This window comes from Brevundimonas sp. (assembly GCF_013823285.1).
Lineage (GTDB): Bacteria > Pseudomonadota > Alphaproteobacteria > Caulobacterales > Caulobacteraceae > Brevundimonas.
The window spans coordinates 1-17627 of the sequence record NZ_PNLV01000055.1; the positions used below are offsets into that span (position 1 = coordinate 1).

At 69.6% G+C, this 17627-nt stretch carries 18 protein-coding genes; 6 read left to right on the forward strand and 12 right to left on the reverse strand.

Annotation, left to right across the window (positions count from 1 at the left end):
• Positions 1–511: alpha/beta hydrolase (locus C0461_RS09135; protein WP_292106002.1), on the forward strand; the 511-nt coding region annotated here is incomplete at its 5' end.
• Here C0461_RS09135 and rimM read toward each other — a convergent pair.
• The 3 genes from rimM to ffh all read right to left on the reverse strand — a co-directional run bounded on the left by rimM (position 512) and on the right by ffh (position 3288).
• The gene (rimM, locus tag C0461_RS09140; protein WP_292106005.1) at positions 512–1039 is read right to left on the reverse strand and encodes a ribosome maturation factor RimM; all 528 of its coding nucleotides are present in this window, start codon (positions 1037–1039) and stop codon (positions 512–514) included.
• A gap of 139 nt (positions 1040–1178) precedes the next feature.
• On the reverse strand, positions 1179–1751 hold the full coding sequence (rpsP, locus tag C0461_RS09145; protein ID WP_292106007.1) for a 30S ribosomal protein S16: 573 nt from the start codon (positions 1749–1751) through the stop codon (positions 1179–1181).
• Positions 1752–1776: 25 nt separating this feature from the next.
• Positions 1777–3288: a signal recognition particle protein gene (gene ffh / locus C0461_RS09150; RefSeq protein WP_292106009.1), complete on the reverse strand. Its 1512-nt coding sequence runs from the start codon at positions 3286–3288 to the stop codon at positions 1777–1779.
• Positions 3289–3650: 362 nt separating this feature from the next.
• Here ffh and ppc point away from each other — a divergent pair, with 362 nt between their 5' ends.
• A complete protein-coding gene (gene ppc, locus C0461_RS09155; protein ID WP_292106012.1) occupies positions 3651–6347 on the forward strand; it encodes a phosphoenolpyruvate carboxylase in 2697 nt (898 codons plus the stop codon).
• Position 6348: 1 nt separating this feature from the next.
• On the opposite strand, the gene C0461_RS09160 is transcribed toward ppc, so the two are convergent.
• The 3 genes from C0461_RS09160 to C0461_RS09170 all read right to left on the reverse strand — a co-directional run bounded on the left by C0461_RS09160 (position 6349) and on the right by C0461_RS09170 (position 9553).
• On the reverse strand, positions 6349–7065 hold the full coding sequence (locus C0461_RS09160; RefSeq protein ID WP_292106014.1) for a Crp/Fnr family transcriptional regulator: 717 nt from the start codon (positions 7063–7065) through the stop codon (positions 6349–6351).
• Between the two features lie 10 nt (positions 7066–7075).
• Positions 7076–7279 carry a hypothetical protein gene (locus C0461_RS09165; RefSeq protein ID WP_292106016.1) on the reverse strand — a complete coding sequence of 68 codons (204 nt, stop codon included), beginning with the start codon at positions 7277–7279 and terminating at the stop codon, positions 7076–7078.
• Between the two features lie 153 nt (positions 7280–7432).
• On the reverse strand, positions 7433–9553 hold the full coding sequence (locus C0461_RS09170) for a M3 family metallopeptidase (protein ID WP_292106018.1): 2121 nt from the start codon (positions 9551–9553) through the stop codon (positions 7433–7435).
• Positions 9554–9726: 173 nt separating this feature from the next.
• Between C0461_RS09170 and C0461_RS09175 the strand changes: the two genes are divergently transcribed.
• Entirely contained in the window at positions 9727–10578 is an 852-nt protein-coding gene (locus tag C0461_RS09175) for an aspartate/glutamate racemase family protein (protein ID WP_292106021.1), read from the forward strand.
• Between the two features lie 45 nt (positions 10579–10623).
• Here the strand turns inward: C0461_RS09175 and C0461_RS09180 are convergent, their stop codons facing one another.
• Positions 10624–11154, reverse strand: a complete 531-nt coding sequence (locus tag C0461_RS09180; RefSeq protein ID WP_292106023.1) for a carboxymuconolactone decarboxylase family protein — start codon at positions 11152–11154, stop codon at positions 10624–10626.
• 254 nt (positions 11155–11408) lie between these two features.
• A complete protein-coding gene (locus C0461_RS09185) occupies positions 11409–11963 on the reverse strand; it encodes a peroxiredoxin (RefSeq protein ID WP_292106024.1) in 555 nt (184 codons plus the stop codon).
• Positions 11964–12173: 210 nt separating this feature from the next.
• Here C0461_RS09185 and C0461_RS09190 point away from each other — a divergent pair, with 210 nt between their 5' ends.
• Complete coding sequence (locus tag C0461_RS09190) at positions 12174–13073, forward strand: hydrogen peroxide-inducible genes activator (RefSeq protein ID WP_292106026.1); 900 nt, start codon at positions 12174–12176, stop codon at positions 13071–13073.
• Between the two features lie 74 nt (positions 13074–13147).
• Positions 13148–14113: a DMT family transporter gene (locus C0461_RS09195; protein WP_292106028.1), complete on the forward strand. Its 966-nt coding sequence runs from the start codon at positions 13148–13150 to the stop codon at positions 14111–14113.
• Here the strand turns inward: C0461_RS09195 and C0461_RS09200 are convergent.
• The 3 genes from C0461_RS09200 to C0461_RS09210 form a co-directional block, all read right to left on the reverse strand.
• Positions 14110–14313 carry a cold-shock protein gene (locus tag C0461_RS09200; protein ID WP_021697934.1) on the reverse strand — a complete coding sequence of 68 codons (204 nt, stop codon included), beginning with the start codon at positions 14311–14313 and terminating at the stop codon, positions 14110–14112. The genes C0461_RS09195 and C0461_RS09200 overlap by 4 nt on opposite strands.
• A gap of 186 nt (positions 14314–14499) precedes the next feature.
• Positions 14500–15261, reverse strand: a complete 762-nt coding sequence (locus tag C0461_RS09205) for an extensin family protein (RefSeq protein WP_292106031.1) — start codon at positions 15259–15261, stop codon at positions 14500–14502.
• 56 nt (positions 15262–15317) lie between these two features.
• Positions 15318–16418: a serine hydrolase domain-containing protein gene (locus C0461_RS09210; RefSeq protein ID WP_292106034.1), complete on the reverse strand. Its 1101-nt coding sequence runs from the start codon at positions 16416–16418 to the stop codon at positions 15318–15320.
• A gap of 98 nt (positions 16419–16516) precedes the next feature.
• Between C0461_RS09210 and ppk2 the strand changes: the two genes are divergently transcribed.
• Positions 16517–17266 carry a polyphosphate kinase 2 gene (gene ppk2, locus C0461_RS09215; protein ID WP_196839059.1) on the forward strand — a complete coding sequence of 250 codons (750 nt, stop codon included), beginning with the start codon at positions 16517–16519 and terminating at the stop codon, positions 17264–17266.
• Positions 17267–17279: 13 nt separating this feature from the next.
• On the opposite strand, the gene C0461_RS09220 is transcribed toward ppk2, so the two are convergent.
• Positions 17280–17627 (reverse strand): TonB-dependent receptor (locus C0461_RS09220; protein WP_292106039.1); only part of this gene is annotated, 348 nt, incomplete at its 5' end.

The window sequence follows — 17627 nt, forward strand, 5'->3', positions numbered from 1 at the left end:
GGACAGGGTGGCCGCCGCCATCCTCAACGACATCGGCCCCGAGGTGGCGCCGGAGGGCTTGGCCCGCATCGCGGCCTACGCGGGTCAGAAGGTGGAGATCCGCAGCTGGGACGACGCCGCCGACTACGCCCGGCGCACCAACGGCGCGGCCCTGCCGCACTATGGTCCCGACGACTGGATGGCCTTCGCCCGCCGCGTCTTCCGTGAAGGCGCCGACGGCATTCCGGTGCTGGACTACGATCCTGACATCGCCGCGCCCATGCGTGCGGCGGGCAAGGACGCCCTGGTCCCCGACCTGTGGCCCGCCTTCCGCAATCTGGCCGGGGGCCGCAAGCTCCTGCTGGTGCGCGGCGCCACGTCGGACCTGCTCAGCCCTGACATCGCCGGTCGCATGCGCGAAGCCGCCCCGCACATGGACTTCGTGGAGGTCCCCGGCGTCGGTCACGCCCCCATGCTGGACGAACCGGCGGCGCGCGACGCCATCCTGGGCTTCCTCGCGGACGCGGCCTGATCAGTCCGGCTCGCGCTCGCCCACCTCGGCCGGGCGCACCGCCAGGATCCAGCCGTCGGCGATGTGCAGTTCGGGCGTCGCCTCAAGGGTGAAGGGCAGGTACCAGGTCTGGCCGCCCTCGGCCGGGGTAATCTCCAGCATGTCCGAGGCCCCGAAATTCTGCATCGCCTTGATCCGCCCCAGCACGCGGCCGTCCGGACCCCGCGCCTCCAGCCCGATCAGGTCGGTGACATAGACCTCGTCCTCGTCCGGCGCGGGAAAACGCTCGCGGGGGACGAACAGCTTCAGGCCGCGCAGGGCGTCGGCCTGTTCCTTGGTCTCGATCTCCTTCGCCCGGCCGATCACCGCGCCCTTGGCGGCGCGGGCCGTGGTCAGGCTCAGGCCGACCGAGCCGTCGGCGCGCAGCAGCGGACCATAGGCCTTGAGCGCCAGGGGGTCGGCGGTGAAGGCGGTCACCCGCACCTCGCCCCGCACCCCGAAGCCCCCGGCCACCTGGCCCACGAGGATGAGTTTTGCGTCGGACATCATCCAGAACTCCGCTCACCCCGGCGAAGGCCGGGATCCAGATCGTAAGGCGCCCGCCGGAAACGGAAAGGAGCAGCGCCTCGGTGGGAAACGCTGCTCCTGACTTCTCCGGACCCCGGCCTGCGCCGGGGAGGACGGCCGATTAGGCCTCGGTCTTTTCCTCGGTCGCCTCTTCGGCGGCGGGGGCCTCCTCGGCGGCCGGAGCCTCTTCAGCCGCGGCTTCGGCCGGAGCGGCTTCCTCAGCAGCAGGGGCCTCGGCGGCGGGCTCTTCGGCGGCCGGAGCTTCTTCTTCCTTGGGCGCGGCGGCGGCGGCTTCAGCAGCGGCCTTGGCCTCTTCCTTGGCGGCGGCTTCGGCCTCGGCGCGGTCGGTTTCGCGCTGGGCGCGCTCGGCGGCGCGCTCCTGGGCCTTCTTGCCCGGCTGGGCGCGGTTCGGGTTGTTGCCCTGGGTCCAGGTGACCTGACCGGCCAGAGCCTCATCCTGGCTCAGGAAGCGGGCCACGCGGTCGGTGGGCTGGGCGCCCTTCTTGAGCCACTCCGAGATGCGGTCGGCCTTCAGCTTCACGCGGGGCTCGGCGTGGTCCTTGGGCAGCATGGGGTTGTAGCTGCCCACGCGCTCGATGAATTTGCCGTCGCGCGGCGAATGGGAGTCAGCCACCACGATGTGGTAGTAGGGGCGCTTCTTGGCGCCGCCGCGGCTCAGACGAATCTTCAGCATTTTCAGTCTCTTTCGTTAGAAGTCGTTATTTCTTCGGAGGGAATCCGGGAAGGCCGGGAAGCCCGCCGGGGGGAAGGTCGGGGCCGCCGGGCGCACCCAGGCCCGGCAGCATCGATTTCAGTTTCTCGGGATCGGGAGGCGGCAGCTTGCCGCCGCCCATGGCCTGCAGCCGCGCCATGTCCTGGCCGCCGCCCATGCCCATCATGGCGGCCATCTTCTGCAGGTTCTTGCCGCCGCCCCTGGACAGCGCCTTGACCGCGTCGGCCATCTGGCGGTGCTGTTTCAGCAGGCGGTTGATCTCCTGCACCTCGACCCCGGCGCCCGCGGCGATGCGGCGCTTGCGGCTGGCGTTCAGCACATCCGGCTTCTTGCGCTCGGCCTTGGTCATGGAGCTGATGATGGCTTCCTGACGAGAGATCACCTTGTCGTCGATGTTCGCATTGGCCATCTGGGCCTTCATCTTGGCGGCGCCCGGCAGCATGCCCATGATGCCCTGCAGCCCGCCCATGCGCTTCATCTGCGCCAGCTGGCCCGCCAGATCGTCCAGATCGAACTGACCCTTGGCCAGCTTTCTGGCCATCTTCTCGGCCTTGACCTGGTCCAGCTCCTCGGAGGCCTTCTCCACCAGAGCGACGATGTCGCCCTGGCCCAGGATGCGTCCGGCCACGCGGCGGGCGTCGAACACCTCCAGCGCATCGACCTTCTCGCCGGCGCCCAGATATTTGATCGGCAGGCCGGTGACCGCGCGCATGGACAGCATAGCGCCGCCGCGGCCGTCGCCGTCCGCCCGGGTCAGGATCAGGCCGGTCAGGGGCAGGCGTTCGTGGAAGGCGCGCGCGGTGCGCACCGCGTCCTGACCGGTCAGGCTGTCGGCCACCAGAATGGTCTCGACGGGTTTCGAGATCGCCGCGACCTCGGCCGCCTCGGCCATCATGGCCTCGTCCAGGGTGGTGCGGCCCGCCGTGTCCAGGATCAGGACGTCAAAGCCCTGCAGCTTGGCGGCCTGCAGCGCGCGCCGGGTGATCTGGACCGCGCTCTCGCCCTTGACGATGGGCAGGGTGGCCACATCGATCTGCTTGCCGAGGGTCTCCAGCTGCTCCATGGCCGCCGGACGCCGGGTGTCCAGCGAGGCCATCATGACCTTCTTGCGCTCGGTCTTGGTCAGCTTCAGCGCCAGCTTGGCCGACGTCGTGGTCTTGCCCGAGCCCTGCAGGCCGCTCATCAGGATGACGGCGGGCGGCGCGGCGTTCAGGTTCAGCGGAACCGGCTCTTCGCCGCCCAGCATCTCGATCAGGCCGTCGTGGACGATCTTGATGACCTGGTCGGCTGGCTTGACCGAGCGGATCACGTCCTCGCCCTGGGCCCGCTCCGAGGCGAAGGCGATGAAGTCCTTGACCACGGGCAGGGCCACGTCGGCCTCGAGCAGGGCCACGCGCACCTCGCGCATGGCCTCGGCGATGTCCTTTTCGGACAGGGCGCCGCGACCGGTGATCCGGTCAAAGACGCCTGTCAGTCGCTCGTTCAGAGCCTCGAACATTCACAAACCTCGTTTGGCGATGAACCTGGCCCCATAGAGAAACGACCTCTGGCGACGATCACGTCGGCAGAGGGTTCTCGCCATCCTCGTCCCAAGCGGGGGTCGTGATGGTGGAGACGCGAAGGTTCACTTGCGCCGGAAGCGGCGGCTTATGCGCGATTTCCCCCCGTTTGTCGAATCGGGATCAATAGGGCCTGATCGGTTGAGGCGGGATCGCGTCGCGATCCTGCCGATGCCGTGAATCAGGCGCCCGGAATCTGCGCACAAACCGTTTCAGTCGGGCAAAAATCTGTCTGGTTCTATCGCCATCGCGGCCTGTTTGGGGTCAGACTGTGCGCCTCCCCGAGCTTTCAGGATATGACATGACGCCCAACGCCGCCGACGAGACCTTGCGTGACGAAATCCGCCTTCTGGGCGCGATGCTCGGCGAGGTCATCAAGGGCGAGGGCGGGCAGGCGCTTTACGACCGGATCGAGGCGGTGCGTCAGGCTTCCGTCGCCTATCACCGGGACGACGACGGCGACGCCGAGGCGCTGGAGGCCCTGCTCAAGGACATCGATCTGGATCAGGCGGTGGGTCTGGCCCACGGCTTCGCCGCCTTCTCCCTGCTGGCCAACATCGCCGAGGACCGGGCCGGCAAGCGCCGCGCCCTCGACCAGGCCGAGGCCGCCGCCCGCCCCGACACCCCCGCCGGGGCCCTGAAGCGCCTGGCCGATCAGGACGTGGGCGTGGGCGAGATCCGCGAGTTGCTGTCCCGGGCCCTGATCTCGCCGGTCCTGACCGCCCACCCGTCCGAGGTGCGCCGCAAGAGCGTCATCGACCGCATCGCCGGGGTCAGCGATCTGCTGGACGCCTGCGACAAGGGCGGGGCCGCCTGCGACATCGAGCAGCGCGACGCGGGCCTGCGCCGCCAGATCGTCATCCTGTGGGCCACCCGCCTGGTGCGCCAGAGCCGCCTCGTGGTGCAGGACGAGATCAACACCGTAGTCTCCTTCCTGGAGCGGGTGTTCCTCAACGTGGCGCCCGAGCGGCTGCACGCCTGGCGCGACCTGCTGGAGGCGCCGGACCTCAAGCCCTTCCTGAAGATCGGCAGTTGGGTCGGCGGCGACCGCGACGGCAATCCCAACGTCAACGCCGGGGTGCTCAGCGCCGCCTTCCGCACCCAGTCCCGCGCCGTCCTGTCCCACTACATGGATCAGGTGCACGCCCTGGGCGCGGAGCTCAGCCTGTCCGGCGCCCTGGCCCGTATCAGCCCGGAGATGAAGGCCCTTGCCGAGGGGTCCGGCGACACCTCCGACCACCGCGCCGACGAGCCCTATCGCAAGGCGCTCAGCCACATCTACGCCCGGCTGTCGGCCACCTTCCCCCTGCTGACCCGCGTCCCCGCGCCCCGTCCGGCCCGCTTCGAGGCCCCGCCCTATGAGGGCCCCGCCGGGTTCCGCGCCGATCTTCAGGTGCTGCACGCCTCCCTGACCGAGAACCACGGCGCGGTGTTCGCCGACGACTCCCTCAATCGCCTGATCACCACCGTGGACGTGTTCGGCTTCCACATGGCCACGGTGGATCTGCGCCAAAACTCCGACGTGCACGAGCGCGTGGTGGCCGACCTGCTCAAGGTGGCCGGGGTCTGCGACGACTATCTGGCCCTGGACGAGGAAGGCCGGCTGGCCCTGCTGGCCGCCGAGCTGGAATCCGCCCGCCCGCTGTTCTCTCCGTATGCGGACTATGACGAGGAAACCCTCAAGGAGCGGGCCATCCTGGCCGCGGCGGGCGAGGCCCTGCGGCTCTACGGCCCCGAAGCGGTCCGCACCCACATCGTGTCCAAGACCACCTCGGCCTCGGACATGCTGGAAGTCTATCTGCTGCTCAAGGAGGTGGGCCTGTACCACCCCGAGGCGCCCGAGGCATGCCCCATCCAGGCCGCGCCGCTGTTCGAGACCATCGAGGATCTGCGCGCCTCCCGGCCGACGCTGGAGCGCCTTCTGGCCGAGCCGTCCGCCCTCGCGGTGGCCCGGGCGCGCGGCGTCCAGGAAGTGATGATCGGCTATTCGGACTCCAACAAGGACGGGTCCTACCTGACCTCCACATGGGAGCTGCACGAGGCCTCGCGCGCCCTGCTGGACGTGACCCGGGCGGCGGGCCTGAAATTGCAGCTGTTCCACGGCCGGGGCGGCACCGTCGGCCGGGGCGGGGGCTCGTCCTTCGCGGGCGTGGTGGCCCAGCCCCAGGGCACCGTGGCCGGCCGCATCCGCATCACCGAACAGGGCGAGGTCATCGCCAACAAGTACGGCGAGCCCGAGGTGGCGGCCCGCAATCTGGACGCCCTCACCTGCGGCGTGCTGCTGAACTCCCTGCGTCCGCCCGCCGACGACAGCCTGACCGGGCGCCACGGCGAAACCATGCAGACCCTGTCGCGCGCCTCCATGGCCGCCTACCGGGCCGTGGTCTATGACACCCCCGGCTTCGTGGACTATTTCCGCGCCGCCACCCCCATCGCCGAGATCGCCGACCTCAAGATCGGTTCGCGGCCGGCCTCCCGCTCCACCTCCACCGCCATCGAGGACCTGCGCGCCATCCCCTGGGTGTTCAGCTGGGCCCAGTCGCGGGTCATGCTGCCGGGCTGGTTCGGCTTCGGCTCGGCGGTGAAGGCGGCGGACAGGGAGGAGCTGCGCGCCATGGCGGCGGACTGGCCGTTCTTCAAAACCCTGGTCCAGAATCTGGAGATGGTGCTGGCCAAGGCCGACATGTCCATCGCCCGCCGCTACGCCTCGCTGGTGCCGGACAAGGCCCTGGCCATGCGCGTCTTCGGGGCCATCCAGTCCGAGCATGACCGCACCCGCGACGCGGTGCTGGCCATCACCGGCCATGACGACCTGCTGGGCGGCCAGCCCGAGCTGGATCGCCTGATCAGCCTGCGCATGCCCTATGTGGAGCCGCTGAACCACGTGCAGATCGAACTGATCCGCCGCCGCCGCGCCGGCGACGACGACCCCCGCGTGCGTGAAGGCATCCTGCTGACCATCAACGGCGTGGCCGCGGGCCTGCGGAACAGCGGCTGAGTTAGCTTCGCGGCAGCGGCCAGACGTCGTTCCAGCGGGCGCGGCTGGCGTCCAGGCATTCGCAGGCCCGCGCCTCGACGCCCGGCCGGTCGAGGATGGCGATGCGGCCGCGTTTCTGCTGGATCAGGCCCAGGGCCTGCATCTCGCCGGCGATCTGGCTGACGGTGGTGCGCTGGACCGCCAGCATCTGGGCCAGGAACTCCTGGGTCAGGTCGATCTCGTCCCGCCCCGCCTGATCGCAGGCCGCCACCAGCCAGCGGCAGAACCGCGCCTCGGCCCGGTGCCAGGCGCGGCAGGCCACCGACTGCTGGGCCTGATTGGCCAGACCTTCCAGATACTGGATCAGGGCGCGCCGGAAGGCTGGCCGCGTATTCACGAGGCCGAGGAAGTCATCGACGCCGATCTTCAGGGTCGAGCCGGACACCTGACAGATGGCGCGGGTGTAGACCGGCAGACCGGCCAGCGCCGGTCCGGCGCCGAGCAGCCCCTCGCGCCCAACCATGCCGCATTCCACCGCATCGCCCTCGCGCAGCAGGGTCATGAGCGAGATCACGCCGCTCTCGACGAAATACAGCTGCTGGATGGTGTCGCCGGGATCGTAGAACAGGTGCCCGCTGACCATGGCTTCGCGGGTCAGGAAAGGCGAGATGGCCATGCGGTCGGCCTCGTCCAGGGCCCCCAGCAGCCGGTTGGCCGTAAGTTTCGGGTTCGTCAGCATATCGGGCCGCCTAGCCCGGGACTTTGAGATCATCGGCCGTGATCTGCATCGGCGGGCCCCCCTCGGCCCAGAACTCGACGCCCCCGCGATGCGGGGCCGCGGCCAGCAATTCGAGGGCGTGACGGCGCGCGGCCTGATCGTCGGCGCAGTCGTTGAAGTCCAGCATGGCTGAAACGCCGGCCGCGTCCATAAACATGAATGTGTAGATGCTCACTGACGCCCCTTGCACAGACCCCCTGCGCATTGAAACTCCCTCATAGGTGGTTCCTGCCAAGCTGTCTGTCTGCCGCCCGACAGAAGGACGTGCACGAAGAAGAAAGGCCCGCCGGATCGCTCCGGCGGGCCTGATTTCGTGAACGCTGTGCGCCTAGTTGGTGGGGAAGCCCCGCGTGCGCAGCAGGGCGGTCACGTCCGGATCGCGGCCCCGGAACTGGCGATAGGCCTCGCCCCGGTCCGTGGTGTTGCCCGGCGCCAGGATGATCTCCTTGAACCGGCGCGCGGTGGCCGGATCGAACGGGTCGCCCGTCTCCGTGAACATGGCCCAGGTGTCGGCGTCCATCACCTCGGACCACAGGTACGAGTAGTACCCGGCCGAATAGGCGTCGGACGTGAACAGGTGATTGAAGTGGGGCAGGCGGTGCCGCATCACGATCTGACGCGGCATGCCGATGCGCGCCAGCGCCTCGCGTTCGAAGGCGTCCGGGTCGGTGACCGGCTCGGCCCGGTTGTGCAGATCCATGTCCACCAGGGCCGACGAGAGATAGCTGACCGTGTGATAGCCCTGGGCGAAGGTCGAGGACTCCTCGATCCGGTCCAGCAGGGACTGAGGCATGGCCTCGCCGGTTTCGTGGTGGCGCGCGAACTGGTCCAGGATCGGCCGGGTCAGCACCCACTTCTCATGCACCTGCGAGGGATACTCCACGAAGTCGCGGGGCGTGCCGCCCAGGCTGGGGTAGTTCACCGTGGACAGCAGATAGTGGATGCCGTGGCCGAACTCGTGGAACAGGGTCTCGGTGTCGTCCAGCGAGATCAGCAGCGGCTCGCCCGCCGGCGCCTTGATGAAGTTGTTGTTGTTGGACGCCAGCACATTGCGCTCGCCGTCGATGGTCGAGTGGCTGCGGTAGGTGGTCATCCAGGCGCCGGACCGCTTGCCCGAACGGGCGAAGTCATCCGAATAGAACAGGCCGATGTGGCGGCCCGAGTCCCGATCGGTGACCTCGAACACCTCCACGTCCGGATGGAAGACCGGCACCGTGCCGGCGGGCAGGGCGGTGAAGACCATGCCGTACAGCCGCTCGGCCATGTAGAACATGCCGCGCTTCATGGCGTTCAGTTCGAAGTACGGCTTCAGGTCGTTCTGGTCCAGGTCGTAGCGTTCCTTGCGGACCTTCTCGAGGTAGTACAGGTAGTCCCAGGGCTCGATCTCGTGGCCGGCCATGCGGGTCATCTCGGCCACTTCCTCGCCGACGCGGGCCACGGCGGGCGGCCACACCCGGTTCATCAGCTCCATGGCCGCCTCGGGCGTTTTGGCCATGGTGTCCTGCATGCGCCAGTGGGCGTGGGTCTCGAATCCCAGCAGGCGCGCGCGCTCGGCGCGCAGGCGCAGGATTTCGGCGATGGTCGCATTGGTGTCGTTGGCGTCGCCGTTGTCGCCCCGGTTGACGAACTTGCGCCAGATCTGCTCGCGCATGGCGCGGTCGTCGCCGAAGGACAGGAAGGGATCCACCGCCGAGCGCGTGTTGACGATGACCCATCCGGGCAGATCGCGGCTGCGCGCAGCCTCGGCCGCGGCGGATTTGTTGGAGTCCGGCAGGCCGGCCACGCCCGATTCTGCGGCGATGTGGGTGAAGAGCTGCTCGTCGGCGACCACCTTCTGCTGGAAGTCGGTGAAGGCGGTGGACAGGGCCTGATTGATGCGGCCCAGCTCAGCCTTGCCCGCGGCGTCCAGGGCGGCGCCGTTGCGCACCAGGGCGTCGTGACGGCGCTCGACCACACGGGCCTGTTCAGCCGTCAGACCGGCCGACGCGGCGTTCTGGTGGACTGTGCGGATGCGCTGGAACAGCACTTCGTTGAAGGTGATCTCGTCGCTGGCGGCCGACAGGATCGGCGACATCTCGCGGTTCAGGGCCTGATAGTCGGCCGAGCCGATGTTGCCGATCATCACGCCGAAGATGGAGGAGGCGCGCTGGATGTGCTGGCCGCCCCGCTCCAGGGGCAGGATGGTGTTGTCGAAGGTGGCGGGTTCGGGGTTGCTGACCACCGCCTCGACCTCGGCGCGCATCTGTTCGATGCCCTTGTTCAGGGCGTCGCGCAGCAGGTCCGGGGTCACCTGGTCCCAGGGCGGCACGCCCTGGTACGGACCCGGCCACGGGTCGGCCAGCACGTTGCCCGTGCGGATTTCCGGGCCGCCGGCCGCGTAGGGCGAGGTGGCGCAGGCCGCGACCGCGAGCACGCCCGCGCTGGTGAGGATCATCTGCCGTCTGTTCATGAGAACTCCCGTTGTTTCCGGCCCTCGGCGCGAAAGCGCGCGCTCTTCGAGGCCTTGCGTGACCGGCACATTATCAGCCTGCGCCTGACCGTCACCTGAACATCATCTAATGAAGCCCGCCCACGCCCGCCGCAAGCCTGTTCGGCCCGGGGAAATCCGGCTAAAGCCCGGCCATGGCCATTGGCGTATTCGATTCCGGCGTGGGCGGACTGACCGTTCACCGCGAACTGGTGAACCGGTTTCCGGGCGCCGACTTCATCTATCTGGCCGATCAGGCCCACGCCCCCTACGGCGGGCGGGGCGGCGAGGAGATCGTCGATCTGACGCGCGAGGGATGCCGGCGCCTGTTCGAGGCGGGCGCGTCCGTAGTCGTCCTGGCCTGCAACACCGCCTCGGCCATCGCCCTGCGCCGCCTGCAGCAGACCTGGATTCCCGGCGAACGCGCGCGTCTCGGCCGTCCGGTCAATGTGCTGGGCATCATCGTGCCCACCATCGAGGCGGCCACCGGCCTGCCCTGGAGCTATGAGGCCGAGCCCCGCGACGAGAAGATCGAGGCCATCGCCGTCACCGGGGTGTTCTGCACCGCCGCCACGGCCATGAGCCGGGTCTATGAGATCGAGATCGACAAGCGCCGGGAGGACATCGCCGTCTTCACCGAGTCCTGTCCCGGCCTGGCCGGCCTGATCGAGCTGGGCGCCCCGGCCGAGGAGCTGGAGGTGGTGGTGCGCGATCACGTGGACGCCCTGCGCCGCCGCGTCGGCCGCCATCCGGACAAGGCGGTGCTGGGCTGCACCCACTATGAAATCGTCGCCGACGTCTTCAAACGCGCCCTGCCCGAAGGGGTGGAGCTGATCCACCAGCCCACCGCCGTGGCCGACTCTCTGGAGCGCTACTTCGCCCGTCACCCGGACTATGACATCGGAACGTCGGGCCGTCGCACCTTCCTGACCACCGGCGCCCCCGGGCCCCAATCAGCCCTGGTCAGCCAGTTCTGGGGCGCGCCGCTTAGCTTCGGCGCGGCCTGACGGCCGGCGGCGGAGAGGGGCTCACCGCCTCCCCCAGGGACCGGATCAGGCCCGCGCGGCTTCGGCGGTCGCGACCCGCCCGGCCGCGTTCATCACCGAGGCGATGCGCAGGCCGGCCTGAATGGCGGTGTTGGCCACGCCGTGCTTCTTCAGCTCGCCCTCGTGGGCGTCCAGACAGGCGCCGCAGCCGTTGATGGCCGACACCGCCGCCGACCACAGCTCGAAGTCCAGCTTTTCCACGCCCGGATTGGCGATGATGTTCATGCGCAGGCGCGCCGGCAGGGTCTGGTACTCGCTGTTCTTCATCAGGTGCAGCGAGCGGTAGTAGATGTTGTTCATGCCCATGATGGCGGCGGCGGCGCGGGCCGCGTCGGCGGCTTCCGGGCTCAGCTTGTCGGCCACCAGCGCCTCGGTCGCCTTGATCACCGGCGCCGACCCCACGGCGTGGGCGCAGGCCAGGAACGCGCCCCACTTCTGCTGGTCGTTCAGCAGGGTCTCGTTGGCCAGGGAGCTGAGGTTCAGCGAGATGTCCTTGGCGTAGGACGGCATCAGGTCGCGCAGGGCGTCGATGGACATTGTTCTGGTTTCCTTCGGAAAGCGGCTACCGCTCGCGCCGCGGGCGCTCGCTGCTTGAGCCGCATCATTCTGGGGCTATCGCTCGGGACGCGGTCCCTCGCTGCTTGAGCCCCGACGATTACTGGGGACTGCACCAACGCGCTCAAGCAGCGAGACGCCGCGCGTCGAGCGATAGCGCCCTAAAAATAAGAGCGAGCCGCGAAAAAGGCGGCGACACACGCGCCGCCGCCTTCCTCAGCTCGTTTCGCCGTCTTTTACGCCGCGAGCGTCTCACCGCCCACCGGACGGTTGCAGGCGCACAGCTCGTCGGTCTGCAGGGCGTCCACCACGCGCAGGGTGTCGGCCGGGGCGCGGCCCACGTTCAGGTTGGTGACATAGACGTGTTGCACGACGTTGTGCGGGTCCACCACGAAGGTGGCGCGCAGGGCCACGCCCTCGTCCTCGTTCAGCACGCCCAGGTCGCGGGCGAACTTGCCGCCGTTGTCCGCGAAGGACCAGATCGGCAGTTTGTCCAGATCGGCGTGGTCGCGGCGCCAGGCCAGCTTGACGAACTCGTTGTCGGTCGAGCCGCCCAGCACCACCGTGTCGCGGTCCTCGAAATCACGCGCCAGCTTGGCGAATTCCGCGATCTCGGTGGGGCACACGAAGGTGAAGTCCTTGGGATAGAAGAAGATCACCTTCCACTTGCCCTCGAAGCTGTCCTGGGTGATCGGCTCGAAGGCCGACACGCCGTTCTCTTCGTGATTGTTGAAGCCGGGCTTCACGCCGACCAGTTTGAATTCAGGCAGTTTTGCACCGACGCCGAGCATCGCGTTTCTCCGTTGCTTTTGTTTCGATTGATCGTCGGGGGGAGGTGACGACCGCAAGTGCGAAATGGCCTGTGCGGCGCACAAAGTCAAACTGTCATGACGACGCATCCCCATAAGATTTGCTTATGATCGGCATAGGGCGAATCTCGCCGCACCATAAATGGGCACGATGGGTTTTGATCTTCTCATAGAAAGCGCCTATGCCGCCTCATGCTCCCCACCCTGCGCCAGCTCCAGTATCTGAAACTGCTCGCCGAGCATGGCTCGTTCAGCCGCGCGGCCGAGGCGGCCCACGTCAGCCAGCCCGCCCTGTCCGCCGGGGTTCAGGAGCTGGAGAAGGTGCTGGGCTCGCCCGTCGTCGAGCGCACCCGCGGCGCGGTCCAGCTCACCGCCGTGGGCGCCGAGGCCGTCAAGCGGGCCGAGGACGTGCTGGCCCGCACCGAGGATCTGGTGGAGGCCGCCCGCAACGCCGGCAAGCCCCTGTGCGGCCGATTCCGCCTTGGGGTGATCCCCACCATCGCCCCGTTCCTGCTGCCCGCCACCCTGCCGCGCCTCAAGGACCGGCACCCGGCCCTGCGCCTGTTCCTGCGCGAGGATCTCACCCCCCGTCTGGTGGCCCAGCTGAAGGCCGGCCAGCTGGACGCGGCCGTGATCGCCCTGCCCTATGAGGCGGCGGGCATCGACCACGCGCGCATCGGCTATGACGAGATCCTCGCCGCCGCCCCCGCCGGCCATCCCCTGGCCCTGGCCGAGACCCTCGGGGCCGGCGATCTGGAGGCCTCGGACCTGATCCTGCTGGAGGACGGCCACTGCCTGCGCGACCAGGCCCTGGCCGCCATCGATATCGAGACCCCGCGCGGCGACGACGTCTTCGCCGCCAGTTCCCTGCACACCCTGGTGCAGATGATCGACGCCGGGCTGGGCGTCAGCTTCTTGCCGCGCATGGCCGTCACGGCGGGTCTGACCCAGGGCTCGGGCGTCGTCACCCGGCCCATCTCCGTCTCCGGTGCGGGCGCCGCCCCGCGCCGCGAGATCGTGGTGGCCTGGCGCGCCGGCTCCAGCCGCGCCGCCGAAGCCCGCATGCTGGCCGAGGCCCTGACCCTGGACTGATTGCGGCTCCCCAATCCCGCCGCGCGGCGCTAGACCGGCAATCGGTCCCGTCCAATGCGAGAGCCTGATCGGCCATGATGTCCCCGCGCCTCTCGGCCCTTCTTCCGCTCGCCGTGCTGGTGGCGTCCGCCGTGGTGCTGAGCCTGGCGCCCATTCTGGTGCGCCTGACCGAGACCGGACCCGCGGCGGCCGGGCTTTGGCGCTTCATCTTCGCCCTGCCGCTGTTGCTGCTGCTGACCCACCGGCCGGGCGGCGAGGGCGTGGGGCGGCCGTCCAGATGGATGGCGCTGGCGGGGCTGTTCTTCTTTCTGGACCTGTCGTTCTGGCACTACGGCATCGTCATGACCTCGGTGGCCAACGCCACCGTGCTGTGCAACCTCACCCCCGTCGTCGTCACCCTGTTCGCCTGGCTCGTGCTGAAGCAGCGGCCCCGCGCGGTGTTCGTTCTGGCGCTCGTCTTCGCCATGACCGGCGCCTTCGCCATGGCGGCGGGGGCGGACGGCGGGCAGGGGACCGACCCTTTGCTGGGCGACCTGCTCTCCCTGTCGGTGGCGCTCTGGTACGCGGGCTATTTCCTGGCGGTGAAGGCGGCCCGCTCCACCGCAGGCGCGGTGCGGGTCATGCTGTGGAGCACCGCCATCCCCATTCCCCTGATGCTGGCCGCCTCTCTGATGCTGGGCGAGTCCATCATTCCCGCCACCCTCGCCGGCTGGGCCGCCTGCGTGGGTCTGGGCGTCATGCATGTGGCGGGTCAGGGCGGGGTGGCCTGGGCGCTCGGCCGGGTCTCGGCGGCCATGACCGCCGTGGTCATCCTGATCCAGCCGGTGGTGGCCGCCCTGCTGGGCTGGGTCATCTTCGGCGAGACCATGACGGCGATCCAGATGGCCGGCGGCGCCCTGGTGCTGTCCGCCGTGCTTTTGGCCCAGTGGTCGGCGCGCGGCCGCCCGCCCGCCGCCCTCGAACGGCAAACGGGCGCGGAACCTGTGGATCCCGCGCCCGTCCTGTCTGCAAATCCGGGGCCTTCCGGCCGGAAGGATTAGAGAAGCTTGAGGTTCACCGCGGCGGTCTTGCCGCGCTGCTCCTCCAGTTCGTACTCGATGCGGGCGTTCTCATCGAGACCCTGCAACCCCGCCTTCTGCACGGCGGTGACGTGAACGAACACGTCGTTGCCCCCGTTTTCAGGTTGAATGAAGCCGAAGCCCTTCGTGGGGTTGAACCACTTGACCGTGCCGGTCGCCATGTTGCGCACTCCGTAATGGCGCTTCTTCCAGTCATACGCCCCGACGGAGCGTACGGCGATCCGATCGTTGAGAACCCGCTCGGGTGAGCGGACGACCGCGCCGGATTGACCGGGCGCAATCTCGGATCACGCCAACTTTCTCACCCGTCTGTACACAGGGGTCAACCGGGAAACGACTCCGGGATTTCAGCTGCAAAGGCCGCGCGGTGCGCCGTCGAAATGCAGGTGGTCCTCATGGGCGGCGTTGTAGTCCGGCCCCAGCACCGTGGAGAACACCTGGCAGGCGCCGCGGCTGAGGCGACGCAGGAACACCGACCCCTCGCGCCCGGCCGGACCCTCGCCGTCCCAGTCCGCCGCCAGACTGACCCGACGCCCGTCCTCCAGGGTCACCCCCGCCACGTCCAGCGCATTGGCCCGCGCGTGCTCGCTGGGCCGGTCATTGACCTGTTCCGATCCATAGATGCGGCGGCAGGAGTATGAGCCGTAGTTGTCCACCCGGGCCACATCCGACCCGAAGGTCTCCTGCGCCGCGGGCCGCAGCACCTGCCGGTCCCAGATCACATAGCGCATGGCCAGCGGGCACTGCATGACCAGCCCGCCCGGGGCCAGCGGCGTCACGTCCCCGCCGGTGATGCGCACCGCCCCGCGCACGATGCAGAAGCCGCCGTCGTCCCGATCGGCGGCGCGCTCGACCTGCACCCCCGCCTCGCGCAGCATCGCCATGCAGGCGTCGGTGACGGCGGTGACCTCCTCGGCCGCGGCGGTGCGGGCCAGCTCGAAGTCCGACACCTTGGCCGCCGTCGCCCGGCCGATGGGCGCTTCAAGATCCAGCGGCTTCCACGGCAGGTCCTGGGGCGGAGCGAAGGCGTTCAGCAGGAAAAACCCCGCCGCCACGCCCAGCGCCAACTCCCACAGCAGATTCCAGAAGTCGGCCAGGTCGCGATCCATCGACCCTGTCTAGACCAAGGGCGTGACGGCGCCAAAACGGTTCGCGTCCGCCGGGTTCAGTCTTCCGGCCGGATCAGCCGCATGGCCAGGCCCTGCGTGGCCGGTCCGCCCCGGCCGTGATCGTTGGAGGCCGCGACGGCGGCCAGCCCCCGCGCGGGGGCCACGATCGTCGTGACGTGCCACAGGGTGTTGGAGCCTTCATGGGCCAGCATCGGGCCGCCGGTCAGCGGGCTGTTCGCCGCCACGGCCCAGCCCAGGGCGTAGTCCGCGCCCTCCGGCGGCGTGGTCAGCCGGGCGAGGGTCTCCGGCGTCACGAATCCGCCGCCGTCGGTCAGGAACAGCGCCAGGAACCGGCCATAGTCCGCCAGCGTCATGTGGGCCGTGCCCGCCGGGCCCATGAATGGCGGATTGTCCGATCCCGGCTGGTCCGGCTCCACCGGCACGGGGCCGCCCAGGTTCATGTGGCCGCGCGGCTGATCGCCCACGGGCGGACCGAAGCCCGCGCTGGTGATCCCCAGCGGCCGGAACAGCCGCGCCCGCATGGCGTCTTCCCAGGTCGTTCCGGCCAGACGCTCGATGGCCGCCCCCGCCAGCACATAGTTCAGATTGCCATAGGCGAAGACGCCCGGCTCGCCCGTGGGCGGCGCGGCCAGGGCGCGGCGGGCCAGATCGGTGCGCTGTTCGTCCAGCGGGCGCGGGTCGCTGAGCCCGGCGACGCGGGTCGGCATGTCCAGCACGGCCGCGTCCAGCAGGCCCGCCCGGTGGGCCATCAAGTCCTCGAGCGTGGTCTCCGCCCAGGCCGCATCGACCTCAAGGTCCGGGAACAGTTCGGGCAGGGTCGCGCCCCAGCGGGCCAGGCCATCCTCCACCAGCCGTCCGTACAGCATGGCCGTCATGGCCTTGGTGTTGGAGCCCAGGTGCCACAGGTCCTGACCGGTGACCGCGTCCTCGCCCCCGGCGATGCGCACCCCCGCCGCCCCGCTCCAGATCAGGCCCTCGCGCCCGATCACCGCCCCGGCCAGGGCGGGCGCGCCCGAGCGCTCCAGCGCCTCCGTCAGCGCCGCGTCGCGGGGCGAGGCCGTCGCCCGCACAGGCCCGGCGGCGCCGGCGGCCGTGAGGGCGGCGGCGGTCAGCATCAGGCGGCGGCGGTCGAGCATGGCGGGTCTCCTGTCGTGGGGAACAGTCTAGCCGGATCGCCGACCCTGTCACCTCGCGCCCCGCTTGCGCCGCCGCGCCGCCGGCCGCACTGTGGGTCATGACAAAAAACGATGGTTACAAGGCGAGCCTGAAGCGGCTCCAGATCGAGATGGTCCAGACCCAGGCCTGGCTCATGGCCGAGGGCCGCCGGGTTCTGGTGGTGCTGGAGGGGCGCGACACCGCCGGCAAGGACGGCGCGATCCGCCGCATGACCGCCCACATGGCCCCGCGGAACACCCGCGTGGTGGCCCTGCCCAAGCCCACCGAGCGCGAGACCACCCAGTGGTATTTCCAGCGTTACACCCCCCACTTCCCGGCGGCGGGCGAGTTCGTGGTGTTCAACCGCTCCTGGTACAATCGCGGCGGCGTCGAGCCGGTGATGGGCTTCTGCACCCCGGCCGAGCACGCCGCCTTCCTCGAGGACGCGCCCGAATTCGAGGATATGCTGACCCGCCACGGCATCGCCCTGATCAAGCTGTGGCTGGACATCAGCCGCGAGGAGCAGGCCGCCCGGCTCGAGGCGCGCCGCGAGGACCCGCTCAAGAAGTTCAAGATCTCGGCCCTGGACGGCGTGGCCCAGGCGCGCTGGGACGACTACTCCACGGCGCGGGACCAGATGTTGTGGGCCACCCACACCGGCCACTCGCCCTGGACCATCGTGGGCACCGACCGCAAGAAGGACGCCCGGCTCGGCATCATGAGCCACGTCCTGTCCCGGCTGGAGCGCCCGGGCCGTGAAAAGCCGATCGTCCCCGACCCGGACATCGTCTTCCCGTTCCACGAGGCCGAAGGCCGGATGGCGCCCTGACCTCCGGCTTCGATCAGAAGCGCAGGCGCAGACCGCCCATGGCCATGCGCGGCGCGCCCGGCCGCGCGCCGGCGGGCGAGAAGGCCACGTTGTAGACCTCGTCGGTCAGGTTCTGGACGCTGGCGAACAGGGCCACGTTGTCCGTCAGGTCGAACGACCCGGCCATGTCCACCAGGGTCCGCGCGTCGATACGGTCCCCGGCGGCGATGGCGCCCGACCCCGCCACGGCGCGGGCCTCGCTGACCCGGTTCAGCCGCACGTCGGCGCGCCACCGGTCGAACCGGACCCCGGCGTTCAGGGTCAGCTGATGCGCCGGCAGATAGGGCGCCTCGTCCCCGGCCTGCACGTCGCCCCAGGGCTC